Source organism: Kitasatospora sp. NPDC051705 (genome assembly GCF_044453265.1).
Lineage (GTDB): Bacteria > Actinomycetota > Actinomycetes > Streptomycetales > Streptomycetaceae > Kitasatospora.
In genome coordinates this window covers 471,582-493,928 of sequence record NZ_JBITCO010000001.1, presented here as the reverse complement: position 1 = coordinate 493,928, position 22,347 = coordinate 471,582, and the positions used below count along the sequence as shown (strand labels likewise).

Annotated in this window: 11 protein-coding genes and 2 pseudogenes; 10 read left to right on the top strand and 3 right to left on the bottom strand. The window is 71.2% G+C overall.

What is annotated here, in order from left to right:
- The first annotated feature begins 267 nt into the window (after nucleotides 1–267).
- The 5 genes from ACIA8Q_RS02255 (at nucleotide 268) to ACIA8Q_RS02235 (ending at nucleotide 6,938) form a co-directional block, all read left to right on the top strand.
- Complete coding sequence (locus ACIA8Q_RS02255) at nucleotides 268–780, top strand: hypothetical protein (RefSeq protein ID WP_360218998.1); 513 nt, start codon at nucleotides 268–270, stop codon at nucleotides 778–780.
- Nucleotides 781–1,061: 281 nt separating this feature from the next.
- Nucleotides 1,062–1,790, top strand: a complete 729-nt coding sequence (locus tag ACIA8Q_RS02250; protein WP_360218995.1) for a DUF1963 domain-containing protein — start codon at nucleotides 1,062–1,064, stop codon at nucleotides 1,788–1,790.
- Nucleotides 1,791–1,879: 89 nt separating this feature from the next.
- Nucleotides 1,880–2,863, top strand: coding sequence for a hypothetical protein (locus ACIA8Q_RS02245; RefSeq protein WP_360218992.1), 984 nt, complete (start codon nucleotides 1,880–1,882; stop codon nucleotides 2,861–2,863).
- Nucleotides 2,864–3,353: 490 nt separating this feature from the next.
- Complete coding sequence (locus tag ACIA8Q_RS02240) at nucleotides 3,354–4,763, top strand: family 2B encapsulin nanocompartment shell protein (protein WP_396316620.1); 1,410 nt, start codon at nucleotides 3,354–3,356, stop codon at nucleotides 4,761–4,763.
- Nucleotides 4,764–6,167: 1,404 nt separating this feature from the next.
- Nucleotides 6,168–6,938, top strand: coding sequence for a hypothetical protein (locus ACIA8Q_RS02235; protein WP_396316619.1), 771 nt, complete (start codon nucleotides 6,168–6,170; stop codon nucleotides 6,936–6,938).
- Nucleotides 6,939–7,070: 132 nt separating this feature from the next.
- On the opposite strand, the gene ACIA8Q_RS02230 is transcribed toward ACIA8Q_RS02235, so the two are convergent.
- Nucleotides 7,071–9,461 (bottom strand): glycosyl hydrolase family 18 protein, encoded by a 2,391-nt coding sequence (locus ACIA8Q_RS02230; protein WP_396316618.1) that lies wholly within the window; start codon nucleotides 9,459–9,461, stop codon nucleotides 7,071–7,073.
- A 308-nt stretch (nucleotides 9,462–9,769) separates the two neighbouring features.
- On the opposite strand from ACIA8Q_RS02230, the gene ACIA8Q_RS02225 reads away from it, so the two are divergent.
- From ACIA8Q_RS02225 to ACIA8Q_RS02205, 5 genes and pseudogenes are all read left to right on the top strand, one after another.
- Nucleotides 9,770–10,489: a class I SAM-dependent methyltransferase gene (locus tag ACIA8Q_RS02225; protein ID WP_360218980.1), complete on the top strand. Its 720-nt coding sequence runs from the start codon at nucleotides 9,770–9,772 to the stop codon at nucleotides 10,487–10,489.
- Entirely contained in the window at nucleotides 10,486–11,163 is a 678-nt protein-coding gene (locus ACIA8Q_RS02220; RefSeq protein ID WP_387900043.1) for a hypothetical protein, read from the top strand. Before ACIA8Q_RS02225 ends, ACIA8Q_RS02220 begins: the two co-directional genes overlap by 4 nt.
- A 406-nt stretch (nucleotides 11,164–11,569) precedes the next feature.
- Nucleotides 11,570–12,626: pseudogene (locus ACIA8Q_RS02215) on the top strand (replication initiator); the annotation flags it as partial.
- 108 nt (nucleotides 12,627–12,734) lie between these two features.
- A complete protein-coding gene (locus tag ACIA8Q_RS02210; RefSeq protein ID WP_396316617.1) occupies nucleotides 12,735–12,884 on the top strand; it encodes a helix-turn-helix domain-containing protein in 150 nt (49 codons plus the stop codon).
- Nucleotides 12,884–14,181 (top strand): annotated as a pseudogene (locus ACIA8Q_RS02205) (tyrosine-type recombinase/integrase). Before ACIA8Q_RS02210 ends, ACIA8Q_RS02205 begins: the two are co-directional and overlap by 1 nt.
- A gap of 110 nt (nucleotides 14,182–14,291) precedes the next feature.
- Here ACIA8Q_RS02205 and ACIA8Q_RS02200 read toward each other — a convergent pair.
- Both ACIA8Q_RS02200 and ACIA8Q_RS02195 read right to left on the bottom strand, forming a co-directional pair.
- Nucleotides 14,292–14,909 carry a hypothetical protein gene (locus ACIA8Q_RS02200; RefSeq protein ID WP_396316616.1) on the bottom strand — a complete coding sequence of 206 codons (618 nt, stop codon included), beginning with the start codon at nucleotides 14,907–14,909 and terminating at the stop codon, nucleotides 14,292–14,294.
- Nucleotides 14,906–22,147, bottom strand: coding sequence for an RHS repeat-associated core domain-containing protein (locus tag ACIA8Q_RS02195; protein ID WP_396316615.1), 7,242 nt, complete (start codon nucleotides 22,145–22,147; stop codon nucleotides 14,906–14,908). Before ACIA8Q_RS02195 ends, ACIA8Q_RS02200 begins: the two co-directional genes overlap by 4 nt.
- Between the last annotated feature and the right edge of the window lie 200 nt (nucleotides 22,148–22,347).

Genomic DNA, 22,347 nt, shown 5'->3' with positions numbered 1-22,347 from the left:
CCGGCCCCCGCGGGAACGCCTCCGGACACGGGCGGCGGGCGGGAGCCGTCGGGAAGTCCGGTCGGGCGGAGCCGTCGGGACGTCGGGTCGGGCGGAGCCGTCGGGACGTCCGGTCGAACGGGCCGGCGAAGCATAGGGCCCCAAAGCGGACGGCGGGGGCGGAACGCGGCAGAGCGGTCCCCGGCGTCCGCCGCCGACTGCTGCGTCGGTACGGATCGGGGCGGAGCGGAGCATCGGAAGCGGTACCGCCCCCTACGCTCCTTGGGCATGCGCAGAACACTTCTGAGCCGTGCCGCCCTCGCGGCGTGCCCGGCCCTCGCCGTCGGTCTGCTCCTCTCCGCCACACCCGCCCAGGCCGACACCCCGCTGCCCTTCACGGCCGTCTCCGATCGGCAGACGACCGTCCGGGGCGGTGAGTTCACGCTCACCCTGACCCTCAGCAACCCGTACGACACGCCGATCCAGTTCGTCTACCAGAGCGTCCAGCCGACCTACCAGACCACCCTGGAGACCGGTCTCAAGTACACCGCGACGGCCTGCGGCACCCAGACCAACGGCTGCAGCGACAACGTCCACGGCGGCATCGCGCGGTACAACGTGCCGCTCGCCCCCGGCGAGAGCAGCAGCTTCACGGTCACCTACAGCGTGGCGCCGGACTCGTCCTGCGGTGATCGGACCCGCATCGACTTCTACTCGTACCTCTACTACGAGTACAAGGGCGGTGAGGCCAACAACTCCGGCATCGTCGGCATCCCGGGCAGCCAGATCGCCTGTTCCTGACGGACCCCCGGCCGTCGCCCGCCCCGCCGCCCGCAGCGGCCCGGCGAGCGCCGTCCCCGCCCCGCAGCGACGGCGCCCGCCGTCGCACCCCCACTGCGCATCCCCCGTTCACCCGTCAGGTGCCGGCCGCCCCCGTACCGGCACCTGACGGGCCGTCCGCGGTGTCGGACCCGGGTGGCAGGCTTGCGCCCATGGCCCAACCGCTGCAACCGTCACCGCCGTCACCGCCTCCACCACCGTCACCGCCGCCCGCCGGTCCGGCCGACGCCCCGGTGCCGCCGATGCCGTACGGCATGTACGCCGCCATCCGCGCGCGGGTGGACGCCCGGACGGCACCGCAGGTCGACCGGCTGCTCCGCCCGTCCCTGGCGCTGACCACGGACGCGGCCGAGGGCACGGCGGCCGGGTGCCTGGGCGGGCTGCCCGCCCTGCCGGACGGCGTCGACTGGCCGGAGCACGCCGGCCGTCCGATGCAGCTCGTCGCCCGGCTGGACTGCGCCGGGCTCGCCGAGGCCTTCCGGGCGGGCGGGGGGAGCCGGCCGCTGCCCGCCGACGGGCTGCTGCTGTTCTTCCACGACGACGGGTTCACCGACTTCGCCGGCCGGGACTGCCGGGTCCTGCACGTCCCCGTGACCGCGCCGACGCGAGCCGCGCCGCCGGAGGGGGCCGTTGCGGTGCTGGCCGAGGCGCCGGTCCGGGCGCGCTGGGCGCTGTCCGCGCCCTCCTACCAGGATCCGGAGCTGGAGCGGCTCTTCCCCGACGACTTCCTGGTCGCCCTCGACCTCGCCCGGGACCTCGCCGACCACCTCGACCGGCCCGACGTCAGGGTCCTCGGCTGGTGCGACACCGACACGGCGCGTTACGACGGGCACCGGCCGCTGCTCCAGGTCGACGCCTGGGCGGCCGGTGCGGCCTGGGGCGAGGCCGTCAACGTCTCCTTCTGGATCCCCGAGGAGGATCTGGCCGCCGGCCGCTTCGACCGGGTCCGTCACGGGGTGGAGGTGGCCTGAGGGGACGCGGGGGCACCCCGGGCCTACGCTGACAGCAGGGGCGCCGCCCCGGGGGCGGCGCCACGGTCACGGACGGTCACAGGCGGGCCATGGCGGCGAAGGCGACCCACGGTTCGGAGCCCCCGGTCGGGGAGCTGCTCCGGTCGATCCGCGCGCACCCGTCCCGGATGGCCGAGCAGCTCGCCGTGTTCGCGGTGCGGCACCGGGGCCCGCGGGCGGCGCGGCACGTCGCCGGCCTCCGGGCCGGGCACCCGGAGGCCTCGCAGGCCGAGCTGGTGGAGGCGGCCGTCGAGCACGCCCGGCGGGTTAGCGTCGGGGAGGGGTCCTTCGTCGGCGGGCCGTTCATCTGGCTGGTGCCGTTCGCCTTCTGCACGGCGCTGCTCGAGCAGGGCCAGCTGATGCTGGAGCTCGCCGCGCTGGCGGGGAAGGACCCGGCGGCCCCGGCCCGGGCCGCCGAGCTGCTGGTGCTGCAGGGGGTCCACCCGGACGTCCCGGCGGCCGAGCGGGCGCTGGCCGGCCTTCCGGCGGCCGACGACGCCGGGGCCGGGCCGCCGAAGAAGGGCGGGCTGAGCGGCCTCGGCGGGCTGCTGTGGCGGATGGCCCGGCTGCTCGGCCTGACCGGCGAGGGCACCGACCCGCCGCCGCCCCGGTGGCGGGTCGCCGCCTCCTGGGCCGCCCTCGGACTGACCCTGCTGGTCGGTATGGTCGTCCCGCTGGTCTGGCTGCCGTACATGGGGGTGTCCTACGCGAAGGCCGCCGACCGGCTGGCCGACCGGGCGGTCGCGTTCCACTTCGGCGGCGCCGGCCGCAACCGCCCGGCGCGGCGGGGGCTTCACCCCGGGGTGCTGGGCGCCACGGTGCAGGCCGTGTTCTCGGTGCTGCTGACGGTCGGCGCGGTGTTCGGGGTGCTGCTGGCGGGCCTGCGGATCGGGGACAGCCGGTGGCCGCTGCTCCTCCTGGTGGTGACGGTGCTGTCCACGGTGGTCGGCGCCCTCTGGTACCGCCGCCACCGGGCCCGCGGCGGCCGCGGCGGGCGGGACGGTCGGGGCGACGGCCGGGGGAGCGGTCGGTAGGCGGCGGGGCGGACGGCAGGACCGCCGGCAGCCCTGCGCAGCGGTGGGCCGGCCCGTGCGAGGGGCGGTCGGCCGCCCGGCGGGGGACGGCAACCCGTCCTCCGGTGCGTCGGGTTGACTCCCCGGCACGGCCGCGGGGAGCCGGTGCCCGGTGGTTCGGGTACCGCCGATGGGCCCCGGCGGCACGGGGTTCCCGGCAGCGAACGGATGTTCTCGCGACCTGGGGCCCGATCGCGACGGGAAGGCTCCAGATTCACCCTATCGGGGGGTAGTCGGCCTCCGTGCGGGCCGGGCCGGGCCGTGGTGATCTAGGGTTCCGGATGGGCCACCGGGGAGACGGTGGCGCGATCGCGATGAGCCGCCAACACCCCCACCAGTACGCGGGTCTGATGATTCGTCACGCCCAGAGGTGCCAGGGCGGTCGGTACGGACCTGACCCCGTACGACCCTGACCGCGTGATCCGTACCAGATGAATGGAGACCCCTGCCGATGCCCGTGGACACGAGCCCGGAGACACAGCAGGTCCCGCAGCAGTCCAGCCTCACGACGGCCGCTGCCCGCAACCTCGCCACCACGACCAAGTCCGCCCCGCAGATGCAGGAGATCACCTCCCGCTGGCTGCTCAAGGTGCTTCCCTGGGTCGAGGCCCACGGCGGTGCGTACCGCGTCAACCGTCGGCTCACCTACACCGTGGGCAACGGCGTGGTGGAGTTCATCAAGACCGGTTCCCAGGTCCGGGTGATCCCCGCCGAACTGGGCGAACTCGCCCTGCTGCGCGGCTTCGAGGACGAGGAGGTGCTCACCGCCCTGGCCGACCGCTGCGAGCAGCGCGACTTCGGCCCCGGCGAGGTGCTCGCCACCCAGGGCGACGCGGCGGACCGGATCTTCCTGATCGCCCACGGCAAGATCAACAAGATCGGCACCGGCAAGTACGGCGACGAGACCGTGGTCGGCGTGGCGGGTGACGGTGACCGCTTCGGCGACGACGCCCTGCTCGACCCGGACGCAGTCTGGGACTTCACCGCCACGACCGCCACCGCCGGTGTCGCCCTCACCCTGACGCGGGAAGCCTTCGCCGCCATCCGCGACAACGCGCCCAGCCTCCAGGAGCACCTCGCGTCGTTCCTGGCCCTGCCGCAGCAGGCGCAGAACGAGCGCGGCGAGGCCGAGATCGCGATGTCGGCCGGCCACCACGGCGAGTACCAGCTGCCCGGCGCCTTCGTGGACTACGACCTGAGGCCGCGCGAGTACGAGCTGAGCGTCGCGCAGACCATCCTCAAGGTCCACACCCGGGTCGCCGACCTCTACAACCAGCCGATGAACCAGACCGAGCACCAGCTGCGGCTGACCATCGAGGCGCTGCGCGAGCGCCAGGAGTTCGAGCTGGTCAACAACCCCGAGTTCGGCCTGCTCCACAACGCCGACTTCGACCAGCGGATCCAGACCCACTCCGGCCCGCCCACCCCGGACGACCTGGACGAGCTGCTCAACCGCCGCCGCGACCCCGACTACCTGCTCGCCCACCCCAAGGCCATCGCGGCGATCGGCCGCGAGTTCAACGCCCGCGGCCTCTACCCGCACCACGTCGACCTCGGCGGGCAGCAGGTGCCGGCCTGGCGCGGGGTCCCGATCCTGCCCTGCAGCAAGATCCCGATCACCAAGGAGAACACCAGCTCCATCCTGGTGATCCGTACCGGCGAGGACAACCAGGGCGTCATCGGTCTGCACCAGACCGGCCTGCCGGACGAGTACCAGCCGTCGCTGTCGGTCCGCTTCATGGGGATCGACGAGAAGGCGATCATCTCCTACCTGGTCAGCGCCTACTACTCGGCCGCGATCCTGGTGCCGGACGCGGTCGGTGTGCTGGAGAACGTCGAGATCGCCCACCGCCGCCACTGAGGACGGTGCACAACGAGCCGGGGCCGTAACCGGTCGGCTCGAAGATCGTTTGAACTGATGACGGACGGCCCGCCCGGGTGGCGGGCCGTCCGGCTGATCGCGTCCGCTCGGGCCAGGTGGCCCCGGCCCCGTCCGAGCGCGTCGGATCCCGTTCCGTCCCAGGCGACCCGAGAGGTGAGTGGAACCCATGCCGCAGCGCCGGCAGTCCCGACGGATATCGCTCGACGGCGGTGGGGGAGCGGCCCCCGGGCGACGGACCCGACTGGTCGGCGCCGCCGTCGGCGTGGTCGCGATCTGCGCGCTGGTCGGCGGAGCCTCGGCGTCCGGCGCCGAGCACCAGGGCGGGGGGCACCCGCACGGCCCGGTGGTGGACACCTGCGTCTGCGCCGACACGGACGTCTCGGTACAGGTCGGGCCGGGTGCACAGGTCAGCGTCGGCGTGGACGTCGACGTCCAGGTCGGGGTCACCGTAGCCCCGACGGCCGACGCGCGGCACCAGGACCACCGGCCCCCGCACGGGCACCACCCGTGCCGCACCCCGAAGGCCGCGCCCTTACCGGGGACGCCCTCGCCCCGGCCCACCGCGGGATCCCGGCACCAGCCCGGCCGACCGGAGGACTGGGACGACTGGGACGACGGGGACTGGTGGTGGCACCACCACCATCACCACCCGCATCCCTGCCCGACCCCGACACCGACCCCGACACCGACCCCGACTCCGAGCCCCACCCGGACGCCGAGCCAGACCCCCACCCCGTCGCCGAGCGTCACACCCAGGCCCTCGCCGCCGCCCAGCCCGACGCCGACTCCGACGCGGACCCCCACGGCCTCCCCGACCCCCTCGACGCCCCCGGCTCCGACGCCGCCGCCCAGCCCGACGCCCGTGCCCACCCCGCCGGCCGCGTCACCCCCGCCGCCACCCGCACCGGCCGTGCCGGCCCCGCCCCCGCCCCCGCCCGCGCCACCCGCGCCCGCGCCGCCGGCCCCACCCGTACCGGTGGTCCCCCGGGTCGACCCGCCGGCCGCGCCGGCCCCCGCCGCGCCGCCGGTCTACCGCGTCCGGGCGGCGAACCCCCCGGCCCCGGTGCAGGCCCACCACAGTGCGCCGCCGACCACCACCATGCTGCTGGTCACCGTGCCCGCCGTCCTGGCGGCCGCCGCGCTGCGGCCGGGTCGCGGCCGAGGCCGTTCCGGGCGGTCCTGACCGGCGTACCGCCGGGGCCGGCCCGTCCGGATCCGTCGGTGCCCGTTCCGGTCCGCTCCGGTTCCTTCCGTCCGGGGCCGCTCCGGACCGGTCCGCTCCGGTCCACCCGTTCAGGGCCACCCGTTCAGGGCCGTCCCGTGCCCGGTCCGTCCCCGAATCCTTCAGTTCCGTCACGAGCCAAGTCAGAGAAGGGAGTTCCCATGTCCGAATGGGTGGCGTTGGCCATCGCCATGGCGGCGGCCTGTGCCGTCGTGGTCGCCGTGGTGCTGTTGCGGCACCGCCGGGTGGGAGCCGAGAAGAACGCCGACGAGACCCCGGACGTCATCGAGTACATCACGATGATGATCGGCGTGGTCTACGCGATCGTGCTCGGTCTCGCCATCGCGGGTGTCTGGGAGGCGCGCGGCGCCGCCCAGGACGACGTGTTCCAGGAGGCGCAGGCCCTGCAGGAGGTGAGCGACCGGGCGCAGATCTACCCGGCCGAGTTCCGCGACAAGGTCCGCGCCGATGTGGACGCCTACGTCTCGTACGTGGTGAAGGTCGAGTGGGACTACATGCGCGAGAACGGCGAGATCTCCGACAAGGGCACCGAACTGCTGGACAAACTGCGGTCGGACGTCGCCACCCGGACGCCGGCCTCCGAGCTGGAGGCGCAGTCCTACCAGCCGGTCATGGACCGGATCAGCCAGGCCGACGCCGCCCGCAACTCCCGCGGCCAGAACGCCGGACCGACCATGCCGGGCGTGGTCTGGTTCGGCCTGATCAGCGGCGCCGTGGTGACCGTCGGCATGCTGTTCGCGCTGCAGATCCGGCGTACCCCGAGGGAGTTGGTCCTAGCGGGGTGCTTCAGCGCGCTGATCGCCTTCCTGTTGTTCATGATCTGGGACTTCGACGACCCGTTCGGCCGAAGCGTCTCGGTGACCACCCAGCCGTTCGTCGACCTCTTCCCGTCCCTCGGGCTGAGCGACTGAACCGCCGCGGGCCGGTCTGGCGCAACCGAGTCGCCCGGGCTGCCCGGGCCCGGTGAGGCGGAGCCGACCCGCCACGGCCGGAGGGCCCGCGCGACCTCCGCGCGGGCCCTCCGCCGTCACCGGTGCCGGACGTCAGCGCAGGCTGGAGTCCAGGGAGTTGAGCATGGTGCCGGAGGCGTCGTCGTTCTCCAGCGAGAAGGCGAACATGCCGCCGAGACCCTTGCTCCTGGCGTAGGCGCCGCGGGCCTGGACGGCCTGCGGGGTGTCGCCCGTCCAGAAGTTGGTGCCGTCGTACACCCAGCTGCTCTCGGTGACCGGGTCCCAGTGGGTGTTCGCGGCGGTCGGGTTGAGCTCCTTCCAGGCGGCCAGTCCGGCCTCCTGGCTCAGCGGCTTGGCGGCCGTCGGGCCCGTCGCGCTCTGGTAGAGCCCGAAGTCGGAGCCGGCCGGGACGCCCGTCCAGCCGCGCCAGTAGAACGGGATGCCCAGGACGATCTTGCCGGCCGGGAACCCGCCGGGGATGCCGTACTCCGGCAGGCCGGTGGTGTACGCGGCGAGCATGGTGTCCACGTTGTACTTGCGGGTGCCCGGGGTGATCGGCGTGGTGGGGTCGGCCGGGCTGTCGTGCAGCGGGTCCTGGTGGTTGGTCGGGCCCTTGGCGTCCCAGGCGCCGTGCATGTCGTAGGACATCACGTCGGCGTAGTCGAGGTACGCCCCGATCTTGTCGGTCTCCAGCTGGGCGATCTTGTCCTGGCCGCTAGGCAGCGCCGCGGTCAGCAGGTAGCGCTTGCCCTGGGCGGAGCCGAGGGCGTCCAGCTGGGTGCGGAACTCCTTCAGCAGCAGGGTGAAGTTCTGCTTGTCGGCGGGGGAGTAGTGGTTGCCGGTGTGGCCGCCGGCGGAGGCCGGGTACTCCCAGTCGAGGTCGACGCCGTCGAAGAGGCCCGCCGCCGAGGCGGCGCCGCCGGAGGCGTCACCGGCCACGCCGGTCGGCAGGTTGCCCTTGAGGAACATGTCGACGCAGGAGGAGACGAAGGCCTTCCGGGAGGCGTCGGTGGCGGCCGCGTCGGAGAAGTACTTGGAGTACGTCCAGCCGCCGATCGAGATGGTGAACCGCAGGTTCGGGTACTTGGCCTTCAGCTGGCGCAGCTGGTTGAAGTTCCCCTTGAGCGGCTGCTCCCAGGTGTCGGCGCTGCCGTCCACGCTGGTGCCCGCGTTGTAGTCGGCCTGGTAGTCGGCGTACGCGTCGCCCGCGCCGTCACCGGCGTTGGGGTTGGACTCGTTGGCCGAGTCGGAGGCCTTCACCGCCTGGAAGCAGGTGAACCTGGTGGGGTCGATGTTGGCGAACGCGTAGTGGACGACGTCCAGCTTGGCGGCGGCCCCGCTGGTGTCCACGCTCTTCGGGGTGTAGGCGTTCTCGTAGATGCCCCACTGGTCGAAGTAGGCCGAGCGGACCGGCTTCTGGGCGGGGGCGGCCGCGGTCGTGGTGCTCACCGCGGCGGACTGGGCGGAGGCGTGGCCGGCGGAGTAGCCCTGGACGCTGAAGGTGTAGCTCCGGCCGGGCAGCAGCGAGCTGACGGCGACGGAGGTGCCCATCGAGGTGGCGACGAGCTGGCCGTTGGACCACACCTTGTAGGCGACCGGGCCGTCGCCGGACGTCAGTGTGGACGGCTTCCAGGTGAGCACGACGGCGCCGGAGGTGACCTTGCCGACGGCGAGGCCGGTGGGCGTGGTGACCTTGCCGTCCCCGGCCGGGCCGGTGGCCGTGGCCGTCGCGGTGGCCGTCGCGGTGGGGCTGCCGGTGGCGGTGGGGCTGGTGGTCGCCGTCGGGCTGGTCGAGGCGGTGGGGCTGCCGGTCGCGGTCGGGCTGGTGGTCGCCGTCGGGCTGCCGGTGGCGGTGGGGCTGGTGGTCGCCGTCGGGCTGCTCGTGACCGTCGGGCTGGCGGTCGCGGTCGGGCTGCCGGTGGAGGTGGGCCCGGCCGGGCCGGTCAGGGTGAGGTCGTCGGCGTAGTAGGTGCCGGTGCCGTACCAGCCGTGCGTGAATACGCTGACCGAGGTGGTGGCCGCGCCGGTGGTGAAGGTGGTGCTCAGCTGGTTCCAGCCGGTCCCGCCGGGCGTCCAGGTGGAGGCGTTGACGCCGGTGCCGGTGGCGCCGAGGTAGACGTAGCTGCCCTGGACGAAGCCGGACAGCGTGTACGTGGTGTTCGGCTGGACGGCGACGGTCTGCTGGCACTGGGCGGTGTCGGAGGCCGAGGCCGCGCCGCTGAGCGCGTGGCCGCCGCCGTGCACCGGGGTGGTGACGACCGACCCGTTGGTGCAGGTCCAGCCGGCTGGCGTGCCGGTCTCGAAGTCGCCGTTGGCCAGCAGGTTGACGGTCGCGGCCGAGGCCGGGCCGAGGGTCAGGGCGAGCGCGGCGCCGCTGGTGCTGAGCGTCGCGGCGAGGGCGAGGGCGGTGGCCCGTCTGCGCGAGGCGGCCCGGCGGCCGGTGGCCCGCTCGGCGGGCCGTGCGGGCATGACGCGGTCGTGCATGCGGTGTGTCCTCCGGATGTGTGGGGTTTCCGGCGGTGCGTGGCCCGGGTGGGCCGGGGGAGCCGGCCCGGGCGCGGTGGGGGCGCGCGGGCAGGGTGGCGCGGGCTGACGGACGGTGCGCGGGCGCGGCGGGCCGACTGAACCGCTCGCGTCACGACATCACAGATTGGACTGGACCAATATTCGCCGTCAAGGGTGTTCGCTCCCGCCGTCGAGGATGTCCGTCTGCCGGACCGCTCCCGGCCGCCCGGACCCGGGGCGGGTAGGTTGACCGCTACCGAGCAGGCCCGCCGGACGGAGGACTCGCCATGGACAGCAAGGACTGGGACGACCGCTACGCCAGGAGCGAGCTGCTCTGGGGCATCGAGCCCAATCGCTGGGTGGTCCGCGAACTGGCCGACCACCAGCCCGCACACGCCCCTTCCGGCACCCCTTCCGGCGCCCCCGGCCGATCGCTCGGCCACGCGCTCGACCTGGCCGCCGGCGAGGGCCGCAACGCCATCTGGCTGGCGGCCCGGGGCTGGGAGGTCACCGGCCTCGACTTCTCCGCCGTCGCCCTGGAACGCGCCGAACGGCTCACCGCCGACCTGCCCGACGAGGTCGCCGACCGGCTCACCTGGCGGCACGGCGACGCCCGCAGCTTCGACGCCCCCGCCGCCGGCTACGACCTGATCCTGGTCGCCTACCTCCAGCTCCCCGCCGAGGACCGCCGGGCCGCCCTGCGTCACGCCGCCGACGCGCTCGCCCCCGGCGCCACCCTCCTGGTCGTCGGCCACGACCTGAGCAACCTCACCGAGGGCGTCGGCGGCCCGCAGGACCCGGCCGTGCTGTTCACCCCGGAGGACGTCCTCGCCGACCTCGCCGACCGCGGACTGCGCACCGTCCGCGCCGAACGGGTGCACCGGCCGGTCGGCCTCGAACCCGGCCTCGAACCCGGGCACGAGCGCGGGCACGAGCGCGGGCACGAGCGCGAGGGCCGCGGCGTCGCGATCGACGCACTCGTACGGCTGGAACGGGGCACCGCGTGAGCGCGCCCGCCCCGCGGCCCGGGCGCCGCACCCTGCTCACCGGCCTCGCCGCCGCGGCCGCCGCCGGCGCCGTCCCGCCACTGCTGGCCGGCTGCTCCACCGCCGCGGGCCACAAGGCCGGGGAGGCCGCCGCGGCCCGGGCGAGCGACGCGGGCGGCGCCGCCTTCGTGATGATCGTCCGGCACGGCGAGAAACCGGACGGCGACCACCCGGGCCTCGACGAGAACGGCGCCCACGACGGCAAGTCCCTCACCGAACGCGGCTGGGCCCGCGCCAAGGCCCTGCCCACCCTCTTCGACCCGCCCGCCCCCGGCCTGCGCACCCCGGCCAGGATCCTCGCCGCCGCCGACCGCGGCCCCCTCGCCGGAGCCCACCGGATGCGCCAGACCGTCACCCCGTTGGCCGCCCGCCTCGGACTGACCGTCGACACCACCCACGCCGAGTCCCAGGAGACCGCCCTGGCCACCGCGGCCCTCGCCGGCGCCCAACCCGTGCTGATCAGCTGGGAGCACTCCCGGATCCCCCGCATCATCGAGGCCCTCGGCGCCACCACCAGCGGCGCCCCCACCACCTGGCCCGATCGCTTCGACCTCATCTGGACCCTCACCCGCCCCACCACCGGCCCCTGGACCTTCCACCAACTCCCCCAACACCTCCTCCCCGGCGACACTTGACGCCCCCTCACGACAGGCTCAGAACGGCTTGACCCGTCAAAGCCGGAAAACGTGACCGGAAAGCCGCTCCACGCTGTAGTCGCCCACCATAATTCCTTCAAGGCGCATATGTGACTGATCGCCGTCTACGTAAATGAGTGTCCGGTGGGTCGGAAATTCCAGTTCCACTGGATCGCCATAGGAGTCCGGCTGAGTCACAATCCTCACCACTGTCGGTCCGATGGTGGCCGTCCAGTAGTCGCCGGTATAGTGGCTCTCTCGCTGCTCGAAAGTGCATCCGAGCTGCCGGCCGAAAGTGGCGGCAGTTTCACTCGGCAAATGTGCACGGATCCCGAACAGCGCACGCCGCGATCACGAATCCTCCTTCCGTTCGAGGTCGAGAGCTCGACCGCAGTCGCGCGGTCGAGCGGGAAGATTTCAACTGATCCGGGCCAGCCTGACCGGCGGCAAGAATGTACCGGATACCCTCCGCACGCACCCTCGTGTCTTCGCCGCGCTCACCGCGCCGTCCTTCGGTTCCGTCCACAACCGCCCCACTGGCATGAGCGGGGCCCTCCGGCCGTGCCGCTGCGGCAAGCTCCACGAACCCGCGGACGCGCTGCTCGGCACGCTGCTGGTCCCGAAGACCTACGACTACCCGGGCGCGAAGCTGTTCAACGCCCACGCCGGAGCCTTGTGGGCTCGTTTCACGATCTACCTACGCCGCGAGATCGCCGCCTGTCCCGGCCTGACCCAGAAGCCGGCCCGCGTAGTGCTGCGCGTATCCTTCGCCAAGGTCGCTGAGTACAAGAAGCGCGGCCTGGTCCACTTCCACGCCGTAATCCGTCTCGACGGCCCGGACGGCAGCACCCAGCCCCCACCACCGTCCGCCACAGTCACCCTGCTCGCGCCGCCATCCGGGCCGCCGCCGCCCGCGTCCCGGTCAGCGTCGTCTCGGACGCGGTCGGGGAACGCGAACTCGCCTGGGGCGAACAACTCGACGTACGCGAGATCGCCGCCGTCGGCACCAACGCCGAACTCACCGATCACGCGGTCGCCGCCTATGTAGCCAAGTACGCCACCAAGTCCGCCGACTCATCCGGCGCCCTCGACCGCGCCCTGTTCTGCCGCCCCTGCCAGGGACGCGGCATGCGACCCCTGCCCCGCATCGCCGTCGAACGCCACGTGCGGCAGATGATCCGCACCTGCTGGGAGCTCGGCAAGCGCCCGGCGTTCGAGGCACTCGAGCTCTGGAAGTGGGCGCACATGCTCGGCTTCTGGGGCCACTTCTCCTCCAAGTCCCGCTGCTACTCCGTCACCCTCGGCCAACTGCGCGACGACCGCCGCGCCCGGCGCACCGAACGGGCCCGCGCGCACGTCGGCCTGCCCGATCTCGACCCGAGCATGACCCTCGTCATCGGCCACTGGCCTACCACGGCTCGAGCTATAGCCCCGGCGTGGAACTCCTCGCCGCCGCCGTCTGACACCGCAGAGAACTGGAACAGCAGTTCACCGCAGAGGGCGGTCCCTCGTGAGCGCTCTGCTCCCTGGACCGGGCATGAGCGAGGACCTGCTGACGGTTTCCCCAGGTCATGGCCCGCCTCCAGCTCGGCCGCTCCGCCGTCTACGACTTGCTCCGCTCCCGGCAGCTCGCCTCCATCGCCCTCGGCCGCGCCCGTCGAATCCCCACCCGCGCGCTCGCCGACTTCATCCGCACCCGACTTGAACAGGACGCCGCCTGATGACCACACCCGGCGACACCCCCGCCTCCCGCCGCGTCCGCGCCAACGGCGACGGCACCGTCTACCAGCGCAAGGACGGCCGCTGGGAAGCCGCCGGCTACGTCCTGGTTCCCGGCGACACTCGCAAGCGGGTCCGCGTCTACGGCAGCACCCGCAAAGAGACCCTGGCCAAGCTCACCGAGAGGATCGCCACCAGCAACCGTGGCGTCCCCGCCCCCTCCGCGCAGGGCAGCCTCGCCGCGTTCCTCACGTACTGGCTGGAGACCGTCGCCGTCCACCGGCTCCGCGAGAACACTCACACCCGCTACACCGCCTGCACCCGCCTCTACCTCATCCCCGGCCTCGGTAAGAAGAAGCTCGCCAAGCTCACCGCCAAGAACGTCCGCACCTGGCTCGATCAACTCCGCACCACCTGCCAGTGCTGCGCACGCGGCCTCGACACCACCCGCGTTCAGCCTCACTGCTGCGCGATCGGGAAGTGCTGCCACAAGCGCCTCTCCCCGCTGACGCTGGCCTACGTGCACTCCGTGCTCAAGTCCGCGCTGGAGCACGCCGTCCGTGAGAAGGAGATCCCGCGCAACGTCGCCCGCAACGTCCGCATGGGCACCCCCCGGCCCCGCCGCTTCGAATCCCTCACCACGAAGGAGGCGCGCGTTCCTCGCCGCCACCAGCGGCCACCGGCTGCACGCGCTGTTCGAACTCGCTCTGCGCACCGGGCTCCGCAAGGGCGAACTCCTCGGCCTGCGATGGGAAGACCTCGACCTGGCCGGCGGAACCGCCAGCATCCGCCGCACCCTCCAGCGCACCAACTCCGGTGGCCTGATCGCCCTGCCGACCAAGACCCAGAGTTCGGAGCAGCGCATCGCGCTGCCCACACCGTGTCTGCGCTCCCTCGACCAGCACCGCGACCAGCAGCGCCAGGAGCGCGGTGCGGCGGGCGCGGACTGGAAGGACAGCGGCTACGTCTTCACCCGGCCCGACGGAGCCCCGATCGAGGGAGCCACTCTCACCGGGCACTTCACCGCCCTGCTCCGCCGGGCCAGGATCCGCCGCGTCCGGTTTCACGACCTCCGGCACTCGGCGGCGACCCTCCTCCTGGAACAGGGCGTCGAACGCGTCGTGATCAAGGAATTTGTTGGGTCATGCCCACATCGGGGTGACCGCGACGCTGTACGCCCACGTCCGACTCCGCCTCCAGCGCGACGCCATAGACCTCCTCGGCAACGCCCTCCGCGACCCTGCCACCCGGTCCGACGACGGCGACGACCCACCACTTTGTGCAGCACCCGTCCGCTGACGTTGCCGTCAACCACTGCCGTCAAGGCGCGCAGAAGCCCTCGCCAGATTCAACTTGGCGAGGGCTTCTGTGTATGCGGAAAACCGCGCGATCCCAATTTGGATCGCCCTTTAGATCTCCATCATCGATCGCAGGTTAAGCCAACTCTGAATCTCCCTGGAAAGCTGCTCATCGATAATTCGATCAGCGATCCACTCAAGAGACGACAGAACCCGCTCGACCTCCTGCAGCAATCTGATCTCTTCAGTGGCCTGGTGGCGAGCATCAGAGAGGTCATCACCTGGCACGTAGAACCGATCTTCGCCGCGCCCGAGATCATCGCGACGGCGATTAGCGGCGGCCAGCGCCTCCTCCCGCGAAAGAGGAATTCGCTCCAGCGCTATCCGCGCCGCGCCATCCGGCGTGACCACCTCTGGCAGGTGGTCAATTTGGGTGCGGAATCGCAACGACGTCGCTGCTATCCGCACCATCCAGTACGCGCAATGACACGGACTCAACCCTCCCTCATCGAGCGCGAGATCCAAGAGAGAAACAGCGAACTCGAAGTTCTCTCTGTATTGATCAGCCGGGAGCTCCCTCATTGGGCTTACGCCCAGCTCGGCGGACTCCACCATGGACAGCCACCACTGGGGCGGCGCACCTTCTGGGAACATCCCACGCACCCAACTACGCCGCTCATTGCGCGGCAATTGCCGGAGCTCGCGGTACTCCTGCTCAGTCCGTGTCACGGGGCCCTCCCGCCATAGTCCTTGATCGCCGACAAGGGTACTCGAATGCCTGCTTGCTCGAAGGCGTTGACGCCTTGCTGAAGGAATTGCGCCGCGCACTGGGGGCATGGAGTGTAGTGACCAGTCATGTTGTCAATGGACGAGACAACTCCCCGACTTGTGATCGTAACCTGACCAGCGCCGATTACGGAATTTCCTCCGGTCATTACGGTGTGATGAATGCCGGGCGCGTCCGGAATGATATGCAGGGCGCCATTTTCCCCGACTGCCCACAGGTAGCGGCCACCACCGCTGACAGCCTGAGCGAACTCCGGCGTGCCTGCGGTCATGGGGCTCACTCCCGCAAAGTCCGCCTCCATCATCTCAAGTGCCAGATCGCCCGGCTTGTTATTTGCAACTGGCCCGCAAGTGCTGTTATGCGCGAGCACCGGCGCATTTCCAGCGAGTACATAGTACGTGTGGAGGTTCGCGACGGTGAGGTCGTTGGCAGTCTGGGGGGCAGTGTTGTAGGTGCGGGTGCTGAGGACGACCAGGGTGGTGTGGTCGGAGGCGGTTACGTGGTGGCCCGGTTGGAGGTCCTGTGCCGGGATCCAGCGATGGGCAGTGTCGTCCCAGTAAGGGTGGTGGGTGGTTGAAGTGAGTGTGACGGCCGTGGTTGCGTCAGCTTGCTTGTCCGGTGCGGCCAGGGTGAGTTCGGTGAAGTGGGTGTCGTCGGGAGTGACGATCTTCTTCGTGACCGGCTCGGTGGAGGTCACGCCGGTCTGCGGGTCGGTGGCGGTGACCGAGTCGCCGGGCTGGACCTGGCCGATGGGTTTGGCACTGCCGTCGGACATCAGTACCTGGGTGTCCGGGGGAAAGCTGTGGCTGGAAAGTGGCACCGGGCAACCCGGAAAACGGGGGTTGGGATCGTTATGCGGTGTCGTGGCACCGGGCGTCGCGCCCTCCTCCTTGGTGAGGGTGCGGGCGAGTCCCTTGAGGGCGAGACTCTCCAACCTGGTGCCGCTGATGAGGCTGCCAACGGCTTCCAGTGCGCCCATGCAGCTCTTTAGCGTCCTGCGTTTTCCGCATTCTTCAGCGTCGTCGAGTCCTGAAATCTCCTTCGCTGTCTGCCAGACCTTTGAAAGGGTGTTCCCGAGGCTGGCACTGATCCACGGCGAGTTCAGGTTCTTCGAGATCTGTTTGCTGACCCACTGGTTCTCGACGCTCTGGGTGTCGTCCTTGATCGTTTCGTAGTACCGCCGCTGGCCGTTAGGGCCGCCGAAGTAGCCCCCCGTCTCGGCGGTGTTCTTCATCGTGATGCTGCCGCCGTGGCAGTCGTAGAGCTTGCCGCACTCCTCCGAGCTCAACCCGCTGGGGTCGCTGAGGTTGACGGGGTCGTTCTCGCTGTAGGCATAGCCGTTCCACTGCTGCGGATTGGTCGGGACGAGGAGCGGGTCGGGGCTGATGAAGCGGCCGGTCGCCGGGTCGTACTGGCGGGCTCCTAGGCTGGTGAGGCCGGTGGTGTCGTCCTTGCTGCCGCCGATGAAGCCCTTGGTGCCGGCCCAGTCGGAGGTCTGGGGCTGCTCACCGCGGGGGTTGCCGAACGGGTCGCTCGGGCGGCGGGTGACGGGTTGTCCGGCGGTGGTGTTGATCTGGAGGTTGGCTGTGCCGTGCGGGTCGGAGGCCTGGATGAGGACCTTGCCGCCGCCGATGGCCGCGGTGACGCGGGTGTAGGTGAGACCTCCGGGGGCGGCGATGGTGCGGACGTTGCTCATCGAGCCGCTGGCCGTGTCGAGCGTGAGCTCGTCGGTGGCGAGGCTGAGCGTGGTCTTGCCCGGGTTGCGGCGGATGAGCTGGTTGCCGTCCGCGTCGTACAGGTAGGTGGTGGCGTCGGTCTGCCCGGTCCTGGCGAGGTTGTCGAGCTTGTCCTCGCCGTTCCAGGTGAGGGTGCTGGTGCCGCCGGTGTCGGTGATGGAGGTGGTCCGGCCCTTGGCGTCGTACTGGTACGAGACCGCCTTGGTACCGCCGGGACCTGTGGTGGTGGAGGTGAGGAGGGCGTGAGGCCCGCCGGTTCCGCCGCCCGTGTCGGCTGCGTTGGTGGGGGTGTTGTTGCTTCGGGAGGCCCCGAAGGTCTGGGCCGTGGTGGTGTCGTTCAGGCTGTTGCCCGTGATGTCGTGTTGGACGAGGCCGGTGCGGTTGCCGGTCGCGTCGTACGAGTAGGTGTTCCAGTACGGGGCCGGGCCTCCGACCGTCCGTCCGCCCGGGCTGACGGACGCCGGGCCGGTGGCGTTGTTACAGCTTCCGACGCCGGGGACGGTGGACGAGCTTCCGGTGCCGTGGGTCTGACCGGAGGAGTCGCTCCAGTCGGCGGTGGTGGAGGTCCCGCCGGTGTCGGTCCAGGCGCTCGCCAGCCGGCCCAGGTAGTCGTAGGTGAAGCACTGGGTGTCGGTGGCGGCAGCGTCCTGGACGCTGGTCGCCGAGGTGACCCGGCCGGACGGGGTGTAGGTGTAGCTGGTCTGGTCGACAGAGACGGTGCCGAGTTGACGGTCGACAAAGTTGTTGACGACCCGTCCGGTGGCCCAGTCGTACTGCTGGGTGGAGACGACCTGCTTGCCGTACTCGCCGACGGTCGTGCGGACGGGCCTTGCGAGTGCGTCGTAGTCGACCTTGGCGATGACCGCCTTGCCCAGGCTCGCGGCGGAGGTCAGCAGGCCGGTGATGGTTCGGCCGTAGCTGACCGTCTCGGCCGGGAGTCCTCCTGCAGCGGGGACGCTGACCTTGGTCAGAGAGCCGATGACGTCGCTGTAGGTGTTGGTGGTGGTGTAGGTGCCGGCCAGTGCTCCCTCGGCGGACGGGATCGTGACGGAGGTACCGAGCGGGCGGTAGGCCGTGTCGTAGTCGGTGACGGCCTTGGTGTAGGCAGCGCCGTCCGCGCCGCCCACGTAACGGGACGAGGAGGTGGGCTGGCCCTTCAGGATCGTGTCGTAGGTCCAGGACGCCAGCAGGTTCGCCGGTGCCACGGTGCCGCTGTACTGGGCGGTCTTCCGGCCGAGCAGGTCGTAACTGTACGAGAGGGTGGAGTCCTTGGCGTCAGTGGTGTGGTCGATGCGCGAGTTCGCGTCGTAGACCGTCTTCGTGACGCCGGTGTCAGGATCGGAGGCGGAGACCTGACGTCCGCGGAGGTCGTAGCCGTACTTCCAGGTGTTGCCGCTGCTGTCGGTCCGCTGGGCGGTTGCACCGCCGGCGGTGAAGCCGTAGGTGGTGACATCGGCGTCGGCGGCGTTGCCGGTCGCAGTTGCCGTTCGGTACTGCCAGAGCGCGGTGGTGTGGCCCCGGGCGTCGTTCACGGTCGAGGTGGGGGTTGCGCCGACAGGCGGGGTGACATCGGTCCGGTCGGCGCCTGGGTAGGCGGTGCTGGTGGCCCACTGGAGGTTGCCATAGGACCGGAACTCGGAGCGGAGCACACGTCCGCTGCCGTCGTAGGTGTTCCACGTCTGGCCCGGGATCTGGCCGTCGCCCACGGGGATGAAGATGGAGTCGGTCGGGAAGGAGCTGTTCTCGTAGTACGGGTTGGAGGTCTTGATGACCCAGCCGTGGGTGTCGTAGACGGTGTCGGTGATCAGCCGTCCGGTCGGCTTGGCCGCGCTGGTGCTCTGCGTCTGGCGCGGTCGCCCGAGGCCGTCGAACAGGTTGATGGTCGCGTCGTAGGTGACGCCGTCGTCCGTGATCGTCTCGGTTTTGACGGTGGACGGTCCCGCGGTGCTGTTGACGGCGTAGGTGAACTTCTTGCTCGGGTAGCCGGTGGTCGGCCGGTCCACGGCCCACGCGGCGGTGATGCGACCGAGCGCGTCGTACTGCGCGGTGGCGGTGCGGCCGTTGAGGTCCAGGCTGGTCAGCGGGGAGCCGCGGGCCGGGTCCTGGGTAAGGGTCGTCGTCCAGCCCGGGCCCATCGGGCCGGTGGTCCGGACTTCGGTGGGCAGGGCGCCTGTGGCCGGGGTGAGGACGGTGGTGGTGACGGCAGGGGTCACCGAGGGACCACTCAGGAGGTTTCCGGAACGGTCGTAGGCGGATCCGTCGGTCGTCGATGCCGTCAGTGCCCGTCCGTAGGCATCGAAGGTCGCGCTGCCGTTGAGGGTGTAGACCGGGCTTCCGGCCTGATCGAAATGGTCGAGGACCTGGGTGCTCGTCGGATCGCCGGTGGCACCGGCCTTGCCGACGGCTTTGCCGTCGAAAAGGGTGCGGCTGCCTGCGATCGTGTTGGAAGCGGATGGTGTGGTGCCGCAGGGCCCCTGGACGGTGATGACCTCCGAGGCCAGCATGACTCGCAGTGGGTTGTCACTGGTCGCGTAGCCGGTGGTGGTGCAGGTCTCGGGGGTGGCGGCTGTACCGTCTCCCTTGTCGTCGACCTGGGTGATGCGGTTGCCCCGGCTCGGGTCGGTAGTGGTGACCGCCGTGGCGGTGCGCCAGGTTCCGTCGGTCAGCCTGGCCCTGGAGATCGTCGTGACCTGCGAGTCCGGGTAGCGGGCGTAGACCTTTGGTGCGCCCGCGGTCTGGGAGTGGGTAGCGGTGACCGCCTGTCCGTTGGTGGTGCTTCCCGAGACGGCCTGGACGCGGCCGCCGGCCTGGTCGTAGTTCTCGGTGGCGACGGCGCGTCCGCTGAGCCAGTCGCTGTCGGTGGCATTGTCACCGAGGGGACTGGCGACCTGGACGCTGCGCTGACTGCCGTTGGCGAGGTAGTCCCCGTCCATACCGCGCAGGTACGTGACGGTCTGTTGGGTCTTGGGTGCCTCGCTGACCGAGCCGCTGCCGGTGGTGGTGGTCACCGACTGGTAGCCGCGGAAGTTGTCCCAGGTGCGGGTCTTGGGGTCGGTGAACTCGGCGTCGTTGCGGTGCCAGGCGGCGCCGCCGTTGTAGGTGTACTCGGTGGTCCTGCCGATCGGCGGAGTGGCGACGAGGTCCTGCTCGGTGATGGTTCTGACGAGCGGCTTGTTGAACCAGTCGTTGACCGGGTCGGGCGAGGACTGGCCCGGGAGGTACCACTTGACCGGCATGCACGCCATGGAGTTGTTGTCCTCGGAGGCGGGCATGTGGTTGTTGACCCGGGAGCACTCGGGGTCGCTGTAGATGACGTTGATGCGGCCGCCGGTCTCGGTCGTGATGCCCTGGATGCGCGGGCGCATGAACATCGGCGCGGCCGGGACGAGGCCGTCCACGCGGTTGGCCATCATCACGTAGGTGAACGAGACGGCCGGCAGGCTGATCGGCGCCTGGCCGTTGGAGCCGGTGCGCTGGACGGAGTCGAGCTGCAGGGTGCGCTTGGTTCCGTCACCGGGGTCGGCGAGGGACTGGGACAGCGCCCAGGTGTCGACGTCGCGGTAGGCGGAGTCGACGAGGACCTGGGTGGTGATCGCGGTCAGGCGCTTGGTGGTGAAGAAGGTCGGCGCATAGTTCGAGCACGCCCCGGAACCGGTGCAGATCTGGTCGATCGGCACGTCGGGCCAGGCGTCGGCGTTGGCGGTGGTGCGCTGGCTCTCCGCGCACGTGATCGAGCCGGAGGCCTTGCAGCGCTCGTCGACCGTGAAGAGGACCTTGGCGGCGGGGTTGAGCGCCCCCTTGGCGGCCTTCTGGTCGTCCAGGCGCTGGCCGTAGCCGATCTCCTTGAGGTAGCCGGCCCGCTGGTAGTCGGTGAGGCTGTCGTTGCCGTTGTTCTGGGCGCCGCCGCGGCTGTACTTGTTGCCCTCGGTGGCGTACTTGTAGGTGGTCAGGTTGCCGTGCGGGTCGACGACGTAGTCGAGCTGCCAGCGCCAGGCCATCTGGCACCACGAGTTCTTGCCGGAGCCCGCGCCGTAGCAGGGGTCGCCGCTGTTCGGTGAGTAGACCGGGGTGGTCAGGACCGAGTTCGCGGACGGATCGCTGCCGTCGCCGCCGGGGAGGTGGTTGCGGCCGAAGTAGTACTGGATACCGTCGGTCGTGGTGATCCGCCAGTACTCCATGTCCCGGTAGTCGGTGTCGCCGGCCGCCTTGGGTGCGCCGGTGAGCTGCTCGATCTTGGAACCGTCGTCACTCTGCAGGTGCCAGACGCCGGTGGCGTCGTCGCGCACGATGGTGCCGGAGCGGCTGCCGAGCGAGAGCGTGGCGTTCTGGCCGGCCCAGCACTGGTCGGCGGAGCCGGTGATGCCGGCCTTGTCACAGCCGCGGTAGGACCGCTCGATGTAGCCGGGTTCGTAGCCCCAGCCGTCACCGACCCACGAGGACTGGGAGTTGGTGGCCGACGTCCTGCCGTCCACCGCGGCCGAGTTGTAGTCGAGTCCCACGGCCGGGGCGGCGCCGCCGAGGGACGGCGGTACCTGGATCGGGTAGCTGTACGTGAAGTTGCCCGAGTTCGACCCTGCCTTCCACCCCGCCGATGGCGAGAGCGGTGTCGCGGTGTACGACCCGCCGGGGCCGGACGGAGCGGGAGCCGCTGCCAGCACGAGCGCTCGCCCGGCCGGTGCGGGAGCGGTGGCCGGGCTCTGCGCGGATGTGAAGGACGCGTTGACGGCGTCCTGCGGGTTGGCCTTTCCTGAAGGCTGCTGCGGGCTGGATGCGGAGGGCAGCTTGACGTCCGCAGTGACCTTGCCCTGCCCGTCGAGCGTCGCCGGGACGGGTGTCCGGGTTCGGCACTCTTCCCGCTCCGGGGTGGTCAGCGCGCACGAGGGCAGTGCCACGAGCGTGGCACGGTCCGACCAGCCTGCGGCCTGGAGCGCCTTGAGGTCGAGCGTGACGCTCGCCGCACGTCCGTCGCCCTTGCCGGGTGCCTCGGCGTCGGTCAGGGCGACGAGGGGGCCGGTGACACCCGCGGCCTTCCCCTTGTCCTGACCGGCCACCTGGACGGTGACGGTGTGAGCGCTCTCGCCCGTGCCGTTTCCGGGTGCGACCGAGACGGCGAGTGCCCCGGCCTTGGAGCCGGTGCCACCGCCGGAGGCCGGGGAGGCGCCGCCGGTCGCCGACCGGGCGGACTTCGCCCCCGGGCTGTCCGGGCCGAGCGTCACGGTCTCCGTCCCGGTCACCACGGGCGGTGCCGTCTCCGGCTTCCAGTCGGCCGGCTTCGCGGCGGGCTTGGCCGCCGATTTGGCGTCGTGTCCCTCCACGGAGGTGGTGGCACCGCCCAGCGGTGTGCGGGGCGGTGTCCAGACCTCCCCCTCGGGCGCCGGATAGGTCCACGCCGCCGCGGGTGGCACGGCCACCCCGGTCATGGCCAGCGCGACCATGGCGGCCATGACGGGTGACCGCCACCGGCCTCGTGCTGCTGTCGTCCGAGCCCGTTTCCGGGCAGACAAGACCCCCACCTGCGCTCCCTCGCTGATGTCGACACAACGTCACATGGACATAGCTGTGTGCCAGATTGGACGTGACACTACGTGCCGCCTCTGACACGTCGCCAGGCTGTTCGAGAGCCCTGCAGGGGATGTTTATGAAG